The 16,740-nt window shown below is 66.5% G+C and carries 14 protein-coding genes; 1 reads left to right on the forward strand and 13 read right to left on the reverse strand.

Annotated elements, in window-relative coordinates; translation table 11 throughout:
- Positions 1 to 115 precede the first annotated feature (115 nt).
- From ACJJV6_RS01395 to ACJJV6_RS01415, 5 genes are all read right to left on the reverse strand, one after another.
- On the reverse strand, positions 116 to 628 hold the full coding sequence (locus ACJJV6_RS01395) for a DUF3817 domain-containing protein (RefSeq protein WP_009357009.1): 513 nt from the start codon (positions 626 to 628) through the stop codon (positions 116 to 118).
- Positions 625 to 1,494, reverse strand: a complete 870-nt coding sequence (locus tag ACJJV6_RS01400; RefSeq protein WP_407709752.1) for an SURF1 family protein — start codon at positions 1,492 to 1,494, stop codon at positions 625 to 627. Before ACJJV6_RS01400 ends, ACJJV6_RS01395 begins: the two co-directional genes overlap by 4 nt.
- Before the next feature lie 73 nt (positions 1,495 to 1,567).
- The gene (locus ACJJV6_RS01405; protein WP_009357011.1) at positions 1,568 to 2,056 is read right to left on the reverse strand and encodes a PTS sugar transporter subunit IIA; all 489 of its coding nucleotides are present in this window, start codon (positions 2,054 to 2,056) and stop codon (positions 1,568 to 1,570) included.
- 40 nt (positions 2,057 to 2,096) lie between these two features.
- Positions 2,097 to 3,836, reverse strand: coding sequence for a glycerol-3-phosphate dehydrogenase/oxidase (locus ACJJV6_RS01410; protein WP_407709753.1), 1,740 nt, complete (start codon positions 3,834 to 3,836; stop codon positions 2,097 to 2,099).
- A gap of 109 nt (positions 3,837 to 3,945) precedes the next feature.
- On the reverse strand, positions 3,946 to 5,082 hold the full coding sequence (locus ACJJV6_RS01415) for a GuaB3 family IMP dehydrogenase-related protein (protein WP_009357013.1): 1,137 nt from the start codon (positions 5,080 to 5,082) through the stop codon (positions 3,946 to 3,948).
- Between the two features lie 49 nt (positions 5,083 to 5,131).
- Here ACJJV6_RS01415 and ACJJV6_RS01420 point away from each other — a divergent pair, with 49 nt between their 5' ends.
- Entirely contained in the window at positions 5,132 to 5,737 is a 606-nt protein-coding gene (locus ACJJV6_RS01420; RefSeq protein WP_407709754.1) for a hypothetical protein, read from the forward strand.
- Here ACJJV6_RS01420 and ACJJV6_RS01425 read toward each other — a convergent pair.
- The 8 genes from ACJJV6_RS01425 to ACJJV6_RS01460 form a co-directional block, all read right to left on the reverse strand.
- Positions 5,734 to 7,593, reverse strand: coding sequence for an ABC transporter ATP-binding protein (locus ACJJV6_RS01425; RefSeq protein WP_407709755.1), 1,860 nt, complete (start codon positions 7,591 to 7,593; stop codon positions 5,734 to 5,736). The genes ACJJV6_RS01420 and ACJJV6_RS01425 overlap by 4 nt on opposite strands.
- Before the next feature lie 37 nt (positions 7,594 to 7,630).
- Entirely contained in the window at positions 7,631 to 8,038 is a 408-nt protein-coding gene (locus tag ACJJV6_RS01430; protein ID WP_407709756.1) for a hypothetical protein, read from the reverse strand.
- Between the two features lie 91 nt (positions 8,039 to 8,129).
- Positions 8,130 to 9,491 (reverse strand): hypothetical protein, encoded by a 1,362-nt coding sequence (locus ACJJV6_RS01435; RefSeq protein WP_407709757.1) that lies wholly within the window; start codon positions 9,489 to 9,491, stop codon positions 8,130 to 8,132.
- 99 nt (positions 9,492 to 9,590) lie between these two features.
- Positions 9,591 to 11,102, reverse strand: a complete 1,512-nt coding sequence (guaB, locus tag ACJJV6_RS01440; RefSeq protein WP_133345911.1) for an IMP dehydrogenase — start codon at positions 11,100 to 11,102, stop codon at positions 9,591 to 9,593.
- Positions 11,103 to 11,313: 211 nt separating this feature from the next.
- The gene (locus tag ACJJV6_RS01445) at positions 11,314 to 13,422 is read right to left on the reverse strand and encodes an acyltransferase family protein (RefSeq protein WP_407709758.1); all 2,109 of its coding nucleotides are present in this window, start codon (positions 13,420 to 13,422) and stop codon (positions 11,314 to 11,316) included.
- 78 nt (positions 13,423 to 13,500) lie between these two features.
- Positions 13,501 to 14,622, reverse strand: a complete 1,122-nt coding sequence (locus tag ACJJV6_RS01450) for an NAD(P)/FAD-dependent oxidoreductase (protein ID WP_009357017.1) — start codon at positions 14,620 to 14,622, stop codon at positions 13,501 to 13,503.
- On the reverse strand, positions 14,619 to 14,966 hold the full coding sequence (locus ACJJV6_RS01455) for a hypothetical protein (RefSeq protein ID WP_407709759.1): 348 nt from the start codon (positions 14,964 to 14,966) through the stop codon (positions 14,619 to 14,621). Before ACJJV6_RS01455 ends, ACJJV6_RS01450 begins: the two co-directional genes overlap by 4 nt.
- A 101-nt stretch (positions 14,967 to 15,067) precedes the next feature.
- On the reverse strand, positions 15,068 to 16,702 hold the full coding sequence (locus ACJJV6_RS01460; RefSeq protein WP_407709760.1) for a LuxR C-terminal-related transcriptional regulator: 1,635 nt from the start codon (positions 16,700 to 16,702) through the stop codon (positions 15,068 to 15,070).
- Positions 16,703 to 16,740: the final 38 nt, after the last annotated feature.

Genomic DNA, 16,740 nt, shown 5'->3' on the forward strand with positions numbered 1-16,740 from the left:
AATAGCCTACTTTGCGCCGTTGCACCGGCGCACCTTGAGAGGGGGTGCTGTGACGCAGCAGACGTCCGACGGCGGACGGGCGGCCCGGGCGCCGGGCCGCCGTCGAACATGGAAGTCAGTACCGCTGCGGCGCCTGCGGGTTGGCGGCCAGCTCGGCCTCCACCTCGGCGTGGAACTTCTTCTCCACAATGAAGGACAGGAACGGGATGACGCCGCCGAGGGCGAGCAGGATCAGCTTGAGGAACGGCCAGCGCATGAGCGACCAGAGCCGGAAGTTGGACATCAGGTACACCACGTACATCCAGCCGTGCACGATCAGGACGGTGACGGACAGGTTGACCCCGTCCAGCACTCCCGGAGGCTCGGCGTCGGCGAACCCGAAGCCGAACGGCTGCCCCGTGACGGCATTGGTGCCGCCGGCGAACAGGTACTGCCCGAAGCCGTACCGGGCGATCAGTTCGGCGCAGAGCAGCAGCAGCATGGCGCCGGTGAGGTAGGCCAGCACCTTGTAGAACTTCAGGGCCGAGCGGATCTGCGCCTCGGTGCCGCCGAAGCGCCGCTTCTTGCCTGCGGCCTTGCCGGCTGTGTTGCCGCCTGCTGCGGAGGTGGCGGGTTTCGGTTCAATCATGGCTGTACCTTTTGCTGGTTCGGTTCCGGGTGCTGGTTCTGGTCAGGCCGCTGTCCGGGGTCCGGAGCGGCCTCGTGGTGTTCGTCGTCCAGGGCCTCTTCCAGGTCGCGGTGGTAGTCGTCCTTCACCAGCCGCCACCAGATGAACAGGGCGAACCCGGCGAAGACCACCCATTCGAGCGAGTAGAAGAGGTTGAGCCAGTTGATCTGCTGCCCGGGCGGCTGCGGCCCGATTTCCAGGGGCAGCAGGTCGCCGGGCACGGCCGCAGGGCTGACATCAGCTCCCCCTGCCACTTCGGCGGTGGCAGCCACGAAGCCGGGGTAGCTGCTGACTTCCCAGTAGTTGATGAGCTCGGCCACGGAAACGGCGGTGGCCTGGCCCGGTTGCGGTGCAGTTTTGGGGAGCGGGGCTTCGGACGGCAGCAGCCGCCCGGTCAGTTCAACAGCGCCCGACGGCGGCGCCGGCGCGTCTTCGGGGTCGGCAACCCATCCGCGGGCCACGGGGATCCAGGTTTGCGGCGAGGCCGCGGCGCCGGCCAGCGCCGGGGCGCCGTCGACGGCGAAGGCGGAAACCACCCAGTAGCCGGGTTTGCCGTCATGCAGGCGGTCCGGGACCAGGACCTGCTTCTCCGGATCATAGGTGCCGCGGGCACTGACCATCTGGTCGGCGTCGGTACCGTGGAAGAACTCGCCCGGCTGGAGGGTGCCGGTCAGCGGCTGGACCTTTTCGGTGGCGGGGTTGACCGGTGCTTCGGGCTGCGTGGAGCGCCCGAACTGCCACTGGCTGAGCAGCACGAAGACCCCGGAAATGGCGATCGCAAAAACAAATCCAGCGATCCAGCGGGGTTTAAGGGCAGTTTTCCACACGTCTTAACCGTACTTCGTACCTTTGTAGAACAACTAAACGCGGACGCCGGCGGCATCTGCGGAGTGCGCCGGATCAGTGGTCGAAGAAGACCAGGCTGGAGTTGATCAGTTCGGCAATGATGTCGGCGTCGTAGGCGCGCCGCAGCGATTCGCGGAATGATTCCTTGGACAGGGACCTGGCCAGGGTCGCCAGGACTTCAAGGTGGTCGGAGAAGGAGCTGGCGGGGGTGGCGATCAGGAGGATCAGCGTGGCGGGCCCGTCGGCGGCGCCGAAGTCCAGGGCGTGGCCGTACTTGGCGACGCCCACCGCGATGGACGTGCGGGTCACGTACTCGCTGCGCGCGTGCGGCAGCCCGATGCCGCCCGGAAGTCCGGTGGCCAGCTGGTGCTCGCGGGCGTTGACGTGCTGCAGGAACCCTTCAAGGTTCGAGACGCGTCCGGCGGCGTAGAGCCGTTCCGCAAGCTGGGTTGCGGCGTCGGCCTTGTCCGATGCCTCCATTTCGAGGATGACCATCTCTGGGGTGGTGAGGTCGGCATCATACGGGTCAAGTGCTTCCGCCAAGGCGTTTCCCTTCAGTCGGCAGTACGGGGCATCCGGCCCCTCAGCGCAAGGGCACGATGTCTTCCACGCCCAGGCGGGCGGCGTCTGCGGATTTGTCGTCCGGCTGTTGCTGGCTGAGGCGTTCGGCCTCCACGCGCGCAATGTAGTGCCGCACCTCATTTTCGCGCTGCGCGTCGCTCCAGCCGAGGACGTCACCCATCAGTTTAGCGACAACCGGGACCGCGGACACACCGCGGTCCCACGCTTCGATCGAGATCCGCGTCCGCCGGGTGAGTACATCGTGCACGTGCCGCGCCCCCTCATGTGTTGCCGCATAGACGGCTTCGGCCTGGAGGTAGTCGTCGGCGCCGGGGATCGGCTCGGCCAGCGCCGGGTTCTCTTCAATGAGCGCCAGCACCTCCGGAGTCAGGGACCCGTACCGGTTGAGCAGGTGTTCGATGCGGGCCACGTGCACGCCGGATTCCTCGGCGGTCCGGTTCCTCCGGTTCCAGGCCGCACGGAAACCGTTGGCCCCGAGCAGCGGGATGGTTTCCGTGCAGCTGGGCGGTACCCGCTCGTCCATGGTCCGGGTGGCCTCGTCCACGGCGTCCTTGGCCATCACGCGGTAGGTGGTCCATTTTCCGCCCGCGACGACGACAAGGCCGGGAACCGGGTGCGCCACCACGTGTTCGCGGGACAGCTTGGCCGTGGAGTCGTTTTCGCCGGCAAGGAGGGGCCGCAGTCCGGCGTAGACGCCTTCAACGTCTTCGCGGGTCAGCGGCCGCTTGAGGACCCTGTTGACCTGCTCAAGGATGTAGTCGATGTCCTTGCTGGAGGCCGCCGGATGGGCCTTGTCCAGGTTCCATTCGGTGTCAGTGGTGCCGATGATCCAGTGCCGGCCCCACGGGATAACGAACAGCACAGATTTCTCGGTGCGCAGGATCAGTCCCACGGTGGACTGGAAACGGTCGCGTGGCACCACCAGATGGATCCCCTTCGAGGCGCGCACCTTCAGCTGGCCGCGTTCGGTCACCATCGCCTGGGTTTCGTCGGTCCAGACACCAGTGGCGTTGATGACCTGCTTCGCGCGGACGTTGAACTGCGTGCCGTCCTCACGGTTGACCACCTTGGCGCCCACCACGCGTTCGCCTTCGCGGAGGAAGTCCACCACCGCCATCTGGTTGACGGCATGGGCGCCGTAGTAGGCGGCGGTGCGGACAAGGTTGGCGACGTATTTGGCGTCATCCACCTGCCCGTCGTAGTACCTGATGGAACCGACGAACGCGTCATTCTTGAGGCTCGGGGCGGCCCGCAGGGTGCCCCGCTTCGACAGGTGCTTGTGGAACGGAACACCGCGGCTGTGTCCGCTGGAGATGGACATGGCATCGTACAGTGCGATGCCGGCGCCCACATAGGGGCGCTCGATGAAGGGTTTGGTGAGCGGGTAGAGGAAGGGCACCGGCCGGGCCAGGTGCGGGGCCAGCTCGGAGAGCAGCAGCCCGCGTTCCTGCAGGGCTTCCTTGACCAGCGCGAAGTCGAGCATCTCGAGATACCGCAGGCCGCCGTGGATGAGCTTGGAGGACCGGGACGAGGTCCCGGCCGCCCAGTCACTGGCTTCGACGATGCCGACGCTCAGTCCCCGCGTGACGGCGTCTAGGGCTGCTCCGGTGCCGACGATGCCGCCGCCAACAATGAGGATGTCCAGTTCCTGGCCTGGCCGTGAGGTGTCACGAAGCCGCTGGATGGCTGCTTCCCTGGCCGCCGGACCGAGCGCCCCGCCATGAGCAGGAACAGTCTTCATCGAACGCCTCCAGTGCCGCTAGTGCCGGTAGTAGAACCACCCTACTTGCTGGACGCCCACTTGGCAGGAAGGCCGGGGGCGGACGCCGCCCCCGGCCTTCCCCGACGGGTCAGTTCCCTTCGTAGGGTGAAACGACGACGTCGACGCGCTGGAATTCCTTGAGGTCCGAGTAGCCCGTGGTTGCCATCGAACGGCGGAGGGCCCCGATCAGGTTGGACGTCCCGTTGGTGTGGTGACCCGGTCCGAAGAGGACTTCCTCCAGCGGGCCGACCGTTCCCACGTTGACCCGGTCGCCGCGCGGGAGCTCCAGGTGGTGCGCTTCCTGCCCCCAGTGCCAGCCCTTGCCGGGTGCCTCCTCGGCACGTGCCAGCGCGCTGCCCAGCATGACGGCGTCGGCGCCCATGGCAATGGCCTTGACGATGTCGCCGGAGGTTCCCATGCCGCCGTCGGCGATCACGTGCACGTACCGGCCGCCGGACTCATCCATGTAGTCGCGGCGGGCTGCGGCGACGTCGGAGATGGCGGAGGCCATGGGCGAGTGGATGCCCAGTGCGCGGCGCGTGGTGGTGGTGGCGCCGCCGCCGAAGCCGACCAGGACGCCGGCCGCGCCGGTGCGCATGAGGTGCAGGGCGGGGGTGTAGCCGGCCGCACCGCCCACGATGACGGGGACGTCAAGCTCGTAGATGAACTGCTTCAGGTTCAGCGGCTCGTGGTCCTTGGACACGTGCTCTGCCGATACGGTGGTTCCGCGGATGACGAAGATGTCGACGCCCGCGGCCACCACGGTCTTGTAGTGTTCCTGCGTGCGCTGCGGGGTCAGGGAGCCGGCAACAGTGACGCCGGCGTCGCGCATTTCGGCCAGGCGGGTGGTGATGAGTTCGGGCTGGATAGGTGCCTGGTACAGCTCCTGCATCCGCCGCGTCACGGCGGGGCTGTTGGTCTCGTCCTGCAGGGCGCCGATCTCGTCCAGGATGGCCTGCGGGTCCTCGTAGCGGGTCCAGAGGCCTTCAAGGTCGAGCACGCCAAGGCCGCCGAGCTTGCCCAGGGTGATGGCCGTTGCCGGGGACATGGCCGAATCCATGGGCGCTGCGATGACGGGCATGCTGAACTGGTAGGCATCGATCTGCCAGGAGACGGAGACGTCCTTGGGGTCGCGGGTGCGACGGTTGGGGACGATTGCTATGTCATCCAGGGAGTAGGCACGACGCCCACGCTTGCCACGGCCGATCTCGATCTCATAAGTCACTGCTCTAGGTTATCCCAGCCCGCGTGCCGCCCTTGGCTAGAGTGGCCTTATGGGCAGGCGGTGGATTTTTGAGGGGCATATTGCCGGTATTGGCACCGCATCCGGGCTCCGTGCCGTCGTGGGGGTCTGGCAGCACTCCCCTTTCGGGCCGTTTGCGGATGTCATGGTCCAGCAAAAGTCCGGCCACCGGCTGCTGCTCGCTCCCAGTGACGAGGTGGCCGGCTTCATCTCCGCCACCTACAGCTTTGACGAGGTCCGCGTCCAGGACGTGTCCGTGGTGCTTGCCCGCCGGGCCCTGGCCGTTGACGCCGGGCCCCTCCACCTGCGCGCCCGCGTCGGTGCCCGGACACTGCTTGGGAAGGGGCTGCGGGCCGTTCCCCGGCCGCTTGCGGTGCATCCCCGCTGGCTGAGTGCGGTGAGCCCGCTGGCGTCCTTCGCCGCGCCGGGCGCCCGGACGTTCGGAACGGCGGGCAACGGCCGCCTTGAGTACTACGGGGTGAGCGACCTGCACCACGTCACCTCCGCCGTCGTGCGCTGGGAAGGGCACGACGCCGGGGCGCTGGCTGACATCAAGCCGCCGGTGACGTTCGGGTTCAGCAGCGTACCGCCGCGGCCCAGCCTGGCGCGGGTGCGGACCACGGTGGTGGAGTCCTAGATTCCGCCTGCCTCCTCAACCGGGAGTTGGGATTCGAACATGCGGAAGTAGCGGCCGCGGAGAGCCACCAGTTCGCGGTGGGTGCCCTGCTCCACGATCCGACCGTCCTCGAGCATGTAGACGATGTCCGCCTTCTCGATGGTGGCCAGCCGGTGGCTGATGGCAATGATTGTGCTGCTGCGGTCCGCAAAAAGCCGGGTGAAAATCCGGTGTTCGGCGAGCGCGTCGATGGCTGACGTGGGTTCGTCCATGACCATGAACGAGGCGTCGCGGTAGAAGTTGCGTGCCATCGCGAGGCGCTGCCACTGGCCGCCGGACAGTCCGCTGCCTTTGCGGCCTCGGGGGTCCTCCATCCAGTTGCTGACGTGGTTGTCCAGGCCGTTGGGCAGCTTGTTGATGAAGTCGAGCGCCTCAGCGTCGGCAGCGGCCCGGCGGATCCTGGCGTCGTCCCTGGGTGAGTCGACGTCGCCGAACCAGATGTTCTCGGCGGCAGTGGCGAACTCGTACTTGAGGAACTCCTGGCTCAGCACCGCCAGGTGCCGGTGCCAGGAGGTGACGTCGACGGCGGCGAGGTCCACGCCGTCGAGCATTACCTGCCCGGAGTCCGGCCGGTAGAGGCCGGCAAGGATCCGGATCAGGGTGGACTTTCCGGCCCCGTTCTCCCCCACAATGGCGATGTGCTGGCCCTCACGGATGGTCATGCTGATCCCGCGGATGACTTCGATGTCGCTGCCGGTGTAGGTGAAGCGGATGTCCCTGAGCTCCACTTCGCGGGGCGCGGCCAGCAGCGGCGGCGCGTGCTCGGAGTGCACGGGAAGGACCATGAACAGCTCGTAGTCCTTGAGGTTTGCCAGGTCCTCATCGATGGAACTGAGGGAGGAGACCAGGTTGTTCGCGGTGGACAGGGCCCGGCTGACGATCTGCTGGACGTAGAGGAACTGGCCGACGGGCTGGGCGCGGGCGATGATTTGCCCCACCACCCAGATCAGCGATACCACCTCGGCGCCGTACTGGAGGGCGTCGGCAGCCAGTTGCTTGGGGATGTACCGCCGCTGGAAATCGAGCCGGCGGCGCTCGTCCGCGTCCCGCAGCCTCGACCGGAGATCCATTAGGAAACCGACGATTCCGTACAGCCGCATTTCCGCGATGTGCTGGGGCCGCAGGAGGTTGGTCTCGATCATCCGGCGCTGCCGCCGGGAGTCCACCTGCGTGTTCCAGTGCGCGATCTGTTCGCGGGAGAGCTTGAACTGCAAATAAACGCTGGGCACGATCGCCACCAGGACGATGACCGCGATCCACCAGCTGACCAGCAGCAGGGCTCCTACGGCCAGGATCACCGAGACGAGCTGGGTGAAGATGCCGGCGATGCGGTCAAGGACCCGGGCATGGGAATCGGAGAACCGCTTGGCACGGTCATAGAGGTCAACGGTCTCTTTGTCGTCGTACCGCCAGAACTCAAGGGCCAGGAAGCGTTCGTACATCTGGTCGCCCACGATGGCGCCTACTTTGAAGCTCATGAGCTGCTGGATGTAGCGGTCGACGCTGGTGAAGGCGCCCCAGAAGAGGCCCAGCGCGGCGGTGATGATGACGTAGACGATGGCCATCTGGCCGGCACCGGCGTCACCCGTGTAGGCGGCCGCGAGAGCGGTGGTCGTCAGGGCCGCGAAGTACGTGGTGACCAGGGGCAGCACCGCTGAGATCAGCGAGCCGAGCACCTTCATGATGACCGCGCCCGGAGAGGCGCGGAAGCTGACCCGCAGGACCTGGGCTACAGCCCGGGCGTAGGGGCGCAGGGCCAGCCGGCGCTGCGGATCGCGTTTGGGTTGCAGTTCGGCCGGATGGCCAGTCGGAGGCATGCCCCCAGCCTATTACCGCCCGGCGGAAGGGGCGGAGCTAGTATTCCTCACCGTACTCGTACTCGGGGAAATCAAAGCAAGCACTGTACCCGGCTACCCGGAGGGTCTCCGAACCCGACTGGAAAGACACCAGCAGGTGGGTGCCGTCGCCGTGCAGCAGATCCACTCTCCGCTCGCCGCCCGCAGCCGTGCCGTCTTTAATCTGCCAACCATCCTTGGACTGCATGGACTTCACCACGGCATCCAGGAAGGCATCACGGTCAACGCCCGGCTCCAGTTCAGCTTCGGCGTCACCGGTCCATTTCCGCTGCTCGCCGGAGCAGAGCATCAGCGGAGAGGTGTCATGGGCGAAACGGGAGACTATTTTGTCTGCAGGCAGCAGCCCAATGATCTCCTGCTCTATGGACATGACCTTGTCCTTGGCTGATTCCAGGCTGCCGTCCATATGCGTTCCTTCTCCGGCCTGCCCGCAGGCGGCCACCATTGCCGTAAGTGCTGCTATCGCCGCTAAGCGCAGGGCCTGCGGATGCCTGGGTTTATCGTTCAAGAATTTCCGATTGGATGTCTTCAAGAGCTCTCTCGTTCTCCGGGGTCGTGGTGGCAATCAATGTGTGGTTGTCGATGCTGTACAGGTCCGGAAGTGAGATTCCGCCGGGCGGTTCATAGACATGCCTGTCAAACGCAGGTTCCCGCATGGGATAGTTCTCCCCCACCAGCCCGTTGGCCTCGGCCGTCAGCAGGATATCCGGATAGGTGTAGCTCGTGTAGTCAGTCGCCGGCGAGGGCTGCCATCCCGGCGGCATGGCAGCACCCGAGAGTGCGATCAGCTTGTTGAACCGGGCACCTTCTATTTCGGCTCCGGTCAGATTTCGCAGTCCCCAGCTGTGGCCGATCCCAACTGACTGGGTATCGCGGGACCGTTCGAGATCGACCGCAGCCTGGAATCCGGCCAGAACAGGGGCCGAGCCGGCTACGAATTCATCGCTCTTGGCTTCGACAAGGAACGCCTCCACGAAGTCGCCATCCGGGAACTCCGAACCCCTGTAGACGAAAGCAGCTGTGCTTCCCGATGTGTCCGCCTGGACAAGGCGGCTCGCCACAGCCTGCGGACCGCCTTGATAGAACGATGCCTCATTAGTGGTGGTTCCGGGAACGTAGGTGATGACAGTTGCGGTGTTCACGTCATAGGTTCCAAGAAGCTCCACGATGGAATGTCCGGCGGGGTCGTAGGCTGCCAACTGCACCCTCCCCTCAACAACCTTCTGAAGGTATTTCAGCCCGTCCTGACGCGTTCGCCATGCCTCATGCTCGGCGGCGTGGCGGGCGGGATAACCCGAATCCAGGATCCACGGATTCAACTGGGGTTCCGGGTCGCTGGTGCGCAGCCAGTCAATCCGGGCCTGGGCGTTGATCCGGTTTGCCTCGATCCGCGCGCCGAAAGGAATCCCGTTGGTATTTCCGGCAAATCCCGGATGCTCGCGGATGAAGTCTTGCTGCTGGGCGCCGGTAAGGCCCAGCCACCAGGTCCGGATCTCTTCCGGGGTCCTTCCGGCAACGTCAGCCGGGTGCGGCCTCCCGCCGCGGGAGGGAGGGTGCTGCCTGGATAGTGAACCGGGGGTGGCGGCGGCCGAACTCGCAGCCTCCTGTTCCTCTGCATGGCGGAGGATGGCTTTGGCAGCAACATCAAGGAACGACACAGCGGCGGACAGTGAGCGGCTGTGGTTCGCGTCCCACGCCTGGCGAAACCTTTGGGCGTCCGGCCCGGGCCAACGGGTACCCGCAACGCCTGCGCTCAAGGCCTGCCGCTGCCCGTCAAGATTCCGTCCTGCTGACCGCAGACTCGAGGCAAGCTGCCGAAGCTGGGCCACGTCCGCACCATAGAAATCGCCCAACGTCATGGCCCCCATAAAGCGTGGAAAACTAATTTGTAAAACAAGTGTACTTATGGGAGCAAAAAGCCGGGATGGGCAGATGTGCCCATCCCGGCTTTATGTGCCTTAGCGGGAACCGTAGTTCGGCGCCTCGACCGTCATCTGGATGTCGTGCGGGTGCGATTCCTTCAGCCCGGCCGGGGTGATGCGGACGAACTTGCCGCGGGCCTTGAGCTCGGGGATGGTCGGCGCTCCGGTGTAGAACATGGTCTGGCGCAGGCCGCCCACCAGCTGGTAGGCCACGGAGGCCAGCGGGCCGCGGTAGGCCACCCGGCCCTCAATGCCCTCCGGAATCAGCTTGTCGTCACCGGAGACGTCAGCCTGGAAGTAGCGGTCCTTCGAGTAGGACGTGTTCTTGCCGCGGGACTGCATGGCACCGAGGGAACCCATGCCGCGGTAGGACTTGAACTGCTTGCCGTTGACGAAGATCAGCTCGCCTGGGGACTCGTCACAGCCGGCCAGCAGCGAGCCCAGCATCACGGTGTCGGCACCGGCAACCAGTGCCTTGCCGATGTCGCCGGAGTACTGCAGGCCGCCGTCGGCGATCAGCGGCACGCCGGCCGGGATCGCAGCCTTCGCCGATTCGTAGATCGCGGTGATCTGCGGGACACCCACGCCTGCCACCACGCGGGTGGTGCAGATGGAGCCGGGACCCACGCCCACCTTGATGCCGTCGGCGCCGGCGTCGATGAGGGCCTGGGCACCTTCGCGGGTGGCAGCCTGGCCGCCAATGACATCCACATGCGCAGCAACCGGATCGGACTTGAGCCGGCGGATCATGTCCAGCACGCCCTGGGAGTGGCCGTTGGCGGTGTCCACGAACAGGGCGTCGACGCCGGCATCAATGAGTGCCATGGCCCGCTCCCAGCCGTCCCCGAAGAAGCCGATGGCGGCGCCAACGCGCAGGCGGCCTTCGTCATCCTTGGTGGCCAACGGGTACTGCTCCGCCTTGGTGAAGTCCTTGGTGGTGATGAGGCCCTTGAGGCGGCCCTGCTCGTCCACGAGGGGAAGCTTTTCGATCTTGTTGGTGGCCAGCTTGTGCGAGGCCTCCTCGCGGCTGATGCCCACGTGCCCGGTGACCAGCGGCATCTTGGTCATGACGTCGCTGACCAGCCGGATGGGGTAATCGGACTCCGGCACGAAGCGGGTGTCGCGGTTGGTGACGATGCCCAGGAGGCGGTTTTCCTCGTCCACCACGGGCAGGCCGGAGACCCTGTACTGGGCGCACAGGTTGTCCAGCTCAAGCAGCGTCGCTTCCGGCCGGATGGTCAGCGGGTTGGTGATCATGCCGGATTCGCTGCGCTTCACCCGGTCCACCTGGTCAGCCTGGTCGGCGATGGACAGGTTGCGGTGGATGACACCCAGGCCGCCCTGGCGCGCCATCGCAATGGCCATCCGGGATTCGGTGACCGTGTCCATCGCTGCGGACAGCAGCGGCGTGTGGACGGTGATCCGCTTGGAGATCCGGGAGGAGGTGTCGGCGTCGGACGGGATGACGTCGGTGTGTCCGGGCAGGAGCAGGACGTCGTCGTAGGTCAGGCCGATGAAGCCAAAGGGGTTGTGTTCGGGCTCGGTCATGAGTGCGCCTCTTACCTTGGTTGCTGGGCGGGTAGGGGTTGCAGCCGATGACCAGCCCGTCATTACGGGTCTGGCCTGTGCAGGGGATCAGGACCGCCGCATGCGGCGTTCCGGGGGCAGGAAGTATTGAGTAAATATTAGAACCTCTGCGCCGATCCCCCTATTCCACGCGTGCAATGTGAGCAACTGCACGAACTGCCCCCGGCCCGAGTCAGCGCCAGCCGGTGGCGGCCAGCAGCCGTTGTTCGAACATGGGGATCATGCTCTCCACATAGGTCCTGGTCAGGTGGTTGTCGTCCTTGTACACGTAGACGTTGCCCACCACGGCGGGGCAGACCCCGCGGGCACAGATGAAATCGCTCATGTCCATCAGGTGCAGCCCGTCCAGCTTGCCCCGGTAACCCTCCAGGGGTGAGGGATCAACGAGTGATTCGCTGAGCGACGGGTTGCATTCCGGGGCCTCGGCGCCGTGCCGCTGCACGCACTCGGGCATGTTGAACGTGAAGCGCGGGTTGTCCCGGATGCCCACCACTTCGATGCCGGCCTCGGTAAACGGGCGCACGCCGTCCAGGTAGCCCGGCACTTCGGTCTCGAAGGGGGCCTCCTCGTGCGTCAGTGATGCGACAGTGAAGACGGCGTCCGGGCGGTGCTCCAGGACGTAGGCGGAGGCTGCGCTGTTGTACGCATTGCATTCCGCGTTGCGGGTGTCCGACGCGGCGCCGAACCGGCAGGCCGGCATCAGCAGGGTGACCAGTTCCCAGCCTCTCGCCTCGGCGATCGGTGCCAGCGCCCCGAGGTACTGCTGGGAGTGCGAGTCGCCCAGCACCACGATCCGCTTGCTGGCACCCTCGGCGGGAACGGCCTGCCGGCACCCTTCCAGGATGGGGTCCTCCGTGGCGTTTGCTCCGGTGCAGGGGGCGTGGATGCCAGCCCAGTCCTGGTCCAGGGCGGAAGGGCCGGGAATGAATTTGGCCTCGGGTGCCGGCACCCCGGCATTTTCCGGGCTGAGCGCCGCGGCCCCGGGTGTAAGTTCCCGCGGCTGCGCCGCCGTCGCGGCTTCCTCGGCTGTGAGCGTGGTCTGCCAGATGGCCACCGGACCGGCAAGCACCGCACCGCAGGCGGCAATCACGACGGCGGTGCGCCAGGCCCGCAGCTTCGGCCAGTGCCAGTCGCGCAGCGGTTTTTCCACGAAGCGGGTGGTGAGGACGGCGAGCACGATCGAGGCGCCCACAATGGCAAGGCCCTGGACAAGGTTGGGCTCCTCCACGCCGGTGGCGGCGAGCGCCAGCACCAGCACGGGCCAGTGCCACAGGTAGAGGGCGTAGGAATTGTCACCCAGGGCCACGGCGGGCTTGCTGCTCAGGAAACGGTCCACCCCGAACCGGCTCCCGGTCTGCCCGGCCACGATGATGGCTGAGGCGGAAAGCGTGGGCCACAGGGCGACGAAGCCGGGAAAGGAGCGGTCCACCGTCAGCAGCAGGCCCACGGAAACCATGCCCGCCAGGCCTGCCCAGCCCAGCACCAGGCGCAGGGCCCGGCGGGGTTTGACGTAGGGCAGGGCAAGTGCGAGCAGGGACCCCAGGGCGAATTCCCAGAGCCGGGCCCTGGTGTCGAAGTAGGCGTACGCCTGGTTGGTGGCGGTCTGTTCCACCGAGAACGCCAGCGAGATGGCGAACACCGCACCGAACACCAGGGCAAGCAGTCCGCGGTAGGTCAATCCATGGAGCGCGGTGATGCGGTGCAGCAGCGCCAGCAGTGCCGCGCTTCCGGCAAAAATAAGTGGCCACAGGATGAAGACCTGCCCCTGGATGGACAGGGACCAGAAGTGCTGGAGGGGGCTGGCGCCAGCGTGGTCCTGCGCGTAGTAGTCCACGGCGGTGTCGGCGAGCAGCCAGTTCTGGCTGTAGAGCAGTGATGCCCACGCCTGGTCCAGCACCTGCGGCCACCGGCCCTGCGGGAGGAGGAGCCAGGTGCCGGCCAGGACGCCGAGGATGACCACGACGGCGGCAGGCAGCAGCCGCTTGAACAGGTGCAGCCAGTGCCCCAACAGCCCGAAGGGCCTGCCCGATTCGGCCTTCCGTACGAAGGAGAGCGTCAGCAGGAACGCGGAGATCAGCAGGAAGATGTCGACGCCGCCGGACACCCGGCCAAGCCACACGTGGTAGGCCACCACCATCAGGACGGCCAGTGCGCGCAGGCCCTGGACTTCGGGACGGAATGTCGGTTTCCGGCTCTTGGCGGCTGCTTTCGGCTCCGGGCCGGAGGCAGCCGCGGTTCTCGCTATCGACACAAAAAGACCTTCCGGCGGCGGACAAAGCATCAATTCTACCGAGGCGCGGGGGATTTTCCGGGAAAGGTAACAGGCATCACGGCCCTCTCGGCGAAGCGTTGGGTCAGCTCAGGCCGCAGCCACAGCGGATCCGAGAACGGCGGGAGCCGGAATTTTGGCGGCCAGGTAGCGCGCGTCGCGGCTGAGGCCCGGAAGGGTGTCCGAAGCTTCCGCGTACAGGAACCGTTGCCCCAGGAAAAACAGCCCGCGGCAATCCAAAGCCACACCGCGCCACTGCCGGGGCATAGCACCGCCGTCGAGCAGGGCCGGATCGATCCAGCTGAAATCCTCCCGGAAACCGGTGCACCAGATCACGCTCGAGACCTCAAGGCGCGTTCCGTCCGCCAGTACAGGCATCCCGTCAACCACTCCGGCGACCCTCGGCACGACGCGCACGCCGGCTGCGGCGAGGTCCTTCGTCTTCGTCCGGATCAGAGGTTCGGCGTGCGCCTTAAGCGCCGGCGCCACTTTGCGGCCTATCGGTGTGCCAAGCGTGAGTACGTGCAGGCCAAGGAAGCGCACAATCGGGAAAGCGTAGCGTGCCGCGGTTTTGCCATGCTTCACCGGCATCTCGCCTGTCGGCTTGCCCGCCACCAGGGACGGCCGGGTCCTGGAAACTTCGAGGCCGATCTCCGCCCCCGAGTTCCCCAGCCCCACAACCAGAACCGGTCCCGCCTGGAGCTGTTGCGGGTTCCGGTACTGGCTGGAATGCAGTTGCTTCACGGAAGGTGCCAGTCCCGCTGCGAAGGCCGGCACCTCGGGTGTCTGCGTGGAGCCTGTGGCGACCACCACGTTGCGTGCTTCCCATCGGTGGCCGTTGGCGGTGGCGACGTAGCGGTCCGCTTCCCGCCAGAGGCGCTCCACGCGGACGCCGTGGTTCACGGGCAGTTCAAATTCCTCGGCATACCATTCGAGGTAGTCCGCCAATTCATCTTTGGTGGGGAAGGACAGCCGGTCCGCCGGGAACGGTGCGCCGGGCAGCCCGTCATATTTGGCAGGGGTGAACACCCGGAGTGAGTCCCATCGTTGCCGCCAGGCCTCGCCGGCCCTCTGGCTTGCATCCAGAATCAGGAACTTCCGCTTCTGCGCTTTCAAGAAGTAGCCCATCGCGAGGCCTGCCTGCCCTCCCCCGATCACCAGCGTGTCCAGCACTGTGCCGGTCCCGTTCGTGCTGCTGTCTTCGTTGTTCATGGCTGTTTCACTCCCTGCTTGGTTGCGGTTTCCTGGACTGAACCTCCCCCAGCTCCGCCCATCTGCGCCTGTCCTGTCACCGGACCGCCGTGGCCGTAGAGGATCCACCAGACGAGCATCAGCGCTGACGCGAGGACGTAGGCCAGGTGGAGTACCCAGATGGGACCGGCGGGAAGGTTGAAGACGTAGACGGAATGGACGGCGTTCGCCACGTTGCTCAGCACCAGGTTGCCCGGGCTGTAGGACGCCAGGTCCCGGGTGCGGGCAGCCTTGACCAGCATTGGCAGCATGCCAACGGCAAACAGCACCGTGGAGAGGGTGCCGGCCAGCATGGGAAGGTTCATGTCCTGAGGCTATTGGCGCGCCCGGGGCCTCCGCGTCGGCCAAATCATGCAACCTTCACGCCCGCCGGCATGGGTCTTTTTGCCCATACCGGGGTGCGGGCTTATCCCGCCAGGCCGTGTTCGTAGGCGTAGCTGGTGGCCGCCGCCCTGGAGGTCACGCCGAGCTTGAGGAAGATATTGCTCAGGTGCCGGGCTACCGTCTTCTCGCTCAGGTACAGCTCGGCGGCAATGGCACGGTTTCCCTTTCCGGACGCCACGAGCCGGAGCACCTCGCGCTCCCGCGCCGTCAGGGGACCCTCCTGAGTACTGGCCGGGTGCTGCATCAAGGACGCTGCCCAGGCCGCTGCGGGGGCTGCACCAAGTTCAAGGAATTCGGCGTGGGCGGCCTCCAAGTCCATCGCGGCGGACGACTCGTCCCCCAGTTCGCGGCAGGCGCACGCGATCAGCACCCGGCAGCGCGCGGCCTCGTGCGGCACCCCGAGTTCGAACCAGAGGCGCCAGGCCTGCCGCAGCAAGCGTGACGCCGCCGCCGCTTCGCCCTCTGCCAGATTGACGGTCCCCCTTGCCTGGCGGGCCACGGCTGTGACCATGGGCATGGGGCATTCGCCGGCGAAGGCGTCCAACTCATCGGCTCCCCCGCGTGCCGCTGCCAGGTCCCCGGCGGCCAGCTCGATTTCCACCAGGGCAGGCAGCAGGTGCCGCCGGGTGGCAGTGTCGGCAACACCTGCTGCCCTGCGGATCATCGAATGCGCCTGGACAGCGTCTCCGCGTGCCAGTGTCAGCAGCGCCAGACCGGGCTGGGGTTCATAGCCGCTTTCTGCCGCTTTCCGGTAGGACACCTCCGCGGCGGCGATGTTGCCCGCCTGACGGTGCACTTCGCCCTGCTCGTACCAGCCGCCGAACAGCGCCTGTGGATCACCCCTGGTTGACCTGTCCTGGGCAGCGGCGGCCGCTTTCAGAGCCTCCGCCCAGGCGCCGTGCAGCCGGAAGAGCTCTGCCCGGTGGGACTGGCACTGCCCGCTGAACGCCACCATGTCGGGCCTGGCCTGGCACCAGCGGTCCAGCGCGATAGTCCATTCCATGGCCCTCGCCAGGTCATAGGCCAGATGGCAGTTGCCGATGACGGCGCAGTAGCCGATGCCGGAGGGTATCGGGGACAGCTCGCCCGAGGTGACAGCCACCATGACCTCGTCGAGGATCTTCAGGCCCTCGTTTGGCCGGCCGAGCATGAGGTTGGCTTGCCCGGTGCCAAGGAGTGCCAGGGCTGCCACGTCCCTGTCCTGCGCCAGGCGGGCAATCTCGGCGGCCCGGGTAAATACCTCCAGGGCTCCCGCGGGGTCACCGCCATAGAGCTTTCCCAGCCCCTGGGGCATGAGCAGGAGCCCTTGTACCGCATGGAGTTCGTCAAGCTCCGTCGCCAGCCGCTGCCCGCGCGCCAGCCAGCCGCCCGCACGCGCCATCTCACCGAGGTTGCTCAGCTGGATGCCCATCCAGCCGGCGCAGCGGGCTGCGCCGGCCACGTCTCCAACTTCCAGGAATTCCTCGTGCGCCCTGGTGAGCGTCTCAAGGCCTGCGGTGGTGTTGCCCGTGAGGATCTCCGCGGTGGCAAGCCTTTCCAGGTCCGCGGCCGGAAGTCCGCCCCGCCGGTCGGCATCGAGGAAGTTCTCGAAGGCATCTGTCCAGCGGTGCTCGCGGAAGGCAGCCCGGCCCTGGTCAATACCTGCTTCAGTGGACACCTGGCCTCCTTTCGGATACCCCGCCCAGCCGGCCCGCC

The sequence above is a fragment of the Arthrobacter nitrophenolicus genome (assembly GCF_045833485.1).
GTDB classification, from domain to species: Bacteria; Actinomycetota; Actinomycetes; order Actinomycetales; family Micrococcaceae; genus Arthrobacter; species Arthrobacter nitrophenolicus.

What these genes read in the sequence shown, in the direction of transcription:
- ACJJV6_RS01395 (WP_009357009.1), bottom strand. Translation starts at nt 628, where the DNA reads ATGATTGAACCGAAACCCGCCACCTCCGCAGCAGGCGGCAACACAGCC.
- ACJJV6_RS01410 (WP_407709753.1), bottom strand. Translation starts at nt 3,836, where the DNA reads ATGAAGACTGTTCCTGCTCATGGCGGGGCGCTCGGTCCGGCGGCCAGG.
- ACJJV6_RS01420 (WP_407709754.1), top strand. Translation starts at nt 5,132, where the DNA reads ATGGGCAGGCGGTGGATTTTTGAGGGGCATATTGCCGGTATTGGCACC.
- ACJJV6_RS01425 (WP_407709755.1), bottom strand. Translation starts at nt 7,593, where the DNA reads ATGCCTCCGACTGGCCATCCGGCCGAACTGCAACCCAAACGCGATCCG.
- ACJJV6_RS01430 (WP_407709756.1), bottom strand. Translation starts at nt 8,038, where the DNA reads ATGGACGGCAGCCTGGAATCAGCCAAGGACAAGGTCATGTCCATAGAG.
- ACJJV6_RS01435 (WP_407709757.1), bottom strand. Translation starts at nt 9,491, where the DNA reads ATGACGTTGGGCGATTTCTATGGTGCGGACGTGGCCCAGCTTCGGCAG.
- guaB (WP_133345911.1), bottom strand. Translation starts at nt 11,102, where the DNA reads ATGACCGAGCCCGAACACAACCCCTTTGGCTTCATCGGCCTGACCTAC.
- ACJJV6_RS01445 (WP_407709758.1), bottom strand. Translation starts at nt 13,422, where the DNA reads ATGCTTTGTCCGCCGCCGGAAGGTCTTTTTGTGTCGATAGCGAGAACC.
- ACJJV6_RS01450 (WP_009357017.1), bottom strand. Translation starts at nt 14,622, where the DNA reads ATGAACAACGAAGACAGCAGCACGAACGGGACCGGCACAGTGCTGGAC.
- ACJJV6_RS01455 (WP_407709759.1), bottom strand. Translation starts at nt 14,966, where the DNA reads ATGAACCTTCCCATGCTGGCCGGCACCCTCTCCACGGTGCTGTTTGCC.